Source organism: Erythrobacter sp. HI0063 (assembly GCF_001635685.1).
In the GTDB taxonomy this organism is placed as follows: Bacteria; Pseudomonadota; Alphaproteobacteria; order Sphingomonadales; family Sphingomonadaceae; genus Qipengyuania.
The window spans coordinates 1-271 of the sequence record NZ_LWFF01000168.1 but is presented as its reverse complement, the minus strand read 5'-3'; the positions used below and the strand labels follow the sequence as shown (position 1 = coordinate 271).

Annotated in this window: 1 protein-coding gene; it reads right to left on the bottom strand. The window is 64.2% G+C overall.

What is annotated here, in order from left to right; all coding sequences use genetic code 11:
- On the bottom strand, positions 1 to 271 hold a 271-nt coding region (gene msrB / locus A3736_RS06005; protein WP_067680410.1), incomplete at both ends, for a peptide-methionine (R)-S-oxide reductase MsrB.

Below are 271 nucleotides of genomic sequence, written 5' to 3'. Positions count from 1 at the left end.
CCATCCGGGCCCGGCCCATCGGGGAAAACATGGCCCAAATGGCTCTCGCACTTGGCGCAGACCACTTCGGTGCGGCGCATTCCCATGCTGGTATCGCTGTGCTCCTCGACCGCATCGCCATCGGCGGGCGCGGTGAAGCTGGGCCAGCCGGACCCGCTATCGTATTTGTCCTCGCTTTCGAACACGAGCTGCCCGCAGGCGGCGCAGTGATATTCGCCCGCCTGCTTGTTCTTCTCGTATTTGCCGGTGAAGGCTCGCTCCGTCCCTGCTT